Here is a 1,410-nt window from a genome sequence, read left to right on the forward strand (position 1 = left end):
GGTAGCTTTCGAAGCTGTCGGCCATCGCGCTGTAGCGGCTGTCGGTGTAGCTGTTGGCTGCGGCAACCCCGCTGTCCAACTGCCCCTTGTTCACCGCATCGGTGGCGCGCACACCGGCCGCCACGTTGGCCACCTGACGCTCGCCGCCGACGCTGCCCACCGATACCGTGTTGGCACGATCGGCCACCGAGCCCTGCCCCAGGGCAACCGCGCCCTGCGCACTGGCACGCGCGCCCTGACCGATCGCCGTGCCGGAGGCCGCGCTGACCTGCGCACCCTCGCCCATCGCCACCGCATTGGTGGCCACCGCGGCAATCTGCGTATTGGCGCCCACCGCCGTGCTGCCATCGGCATTGACGCGTGCATTGCTGCCGATCGCGGTGTCATTGGGACCATGCGCATACGCGCTGCCGCCAATCGCGGTACCGGTGACGTGGTTGGCCACTGCAGCAGTGCCGACTGCCGTGGACGTTGCCGCCGGCGTGATGCTGCCGACCACGGCGGCGGTGGGCGTGCCCTGCACGCCGCTCGTCGCCGTGGAGGCGCTCACGTTGCCTGCCGCATCGCTCGTGACAGTTGCGGCAACCGCGGGCACCGTTGCGGTCCGCAGCGACGCGGTGCCGGCCGTGGTGCCGGCAACCGCGCTGCCACCACGTGCATCCAGTTCGGTGACCTTGCTGTCCAGCGCAGTCAACGCCGCGCCCACGTTGTTGTAGCTGGCGCCCTGGATCACGTAGGTCGGCGCGACGAACACGCCCTGCGCGCCGATCGCCGCACCGCCGCCAAGGAAGCTGGCCGCATTGCTCAACGACTGGAACAGCTGGCCACCGTTGATGGCATCGGTACTGGCATCGGCAATCGCACCGGCGCCCACGTTGACGATGCGACGCGTGGCCGGACCGCCGCGCCCATTGCCGCTACCCACCGACACCGTGTTGGCATCGTAGGTGCGCGAGCCCGAGCCCAACGCCACCGAATCGGCACCGCTGGCGCCGGCGTTGGCACCCAATGCCACGGCATTGCTGCCGCTCTCGCGCACGAAGGAGTTGTAGCCCAGTGCCACGCCGTTTTCGCCGATGGAACTGGTCTGACGGCCCATCGCGGTGCTGTTCACGCCGCTGGCGCTGCTGTCCACGCCCATCGCGCTGGCACCGGTGGCCGACGCGCTGCTGCCGGAGGCGATGGCCACACTGCGTGCACCACTGGCAGTGGCGCCCGCACCCGCGGCGGTCGCGCGGTCACCGGTTGCCACGGCCACGCCGTCGCCAGTGGTCTTCACCATGCCGCTGGTGGTTTGCACATCGGCCGCCAATGCATCCAGCTGGCCCTTGTTGACCGCATCGCTGGCGGTCTGGCCATCGCTGACGTTGACGATGCGACGCGTGGCCGGACCGCCGCGCCCATTGCCGC

The 1,410-nt window shown here is 70.1% G+C and carries 1 protein-coding gene; it reads right to left on the reverse strand.

The features are described from left to right. A partial coding sequence (locus tag OZ10_RS20135) for a YadA family autotransporter adhesin (RefSeq protein WP_039566883.1) occupies positions 1-1,410 on the reverse strand: 1,410 nt, incomplete at both ends.

Origin of the sequence: Xanthomonas cannabis pv. cannabis (assembly GCF_000802365.1) — a bacterium.
Lineage (GTDB): Bacteria > Pseudomonadota > Gammaproteobacteria > Xanthomonadales > Xanthomonadaceae > Xanthomonas > Xanthomonas cannabis.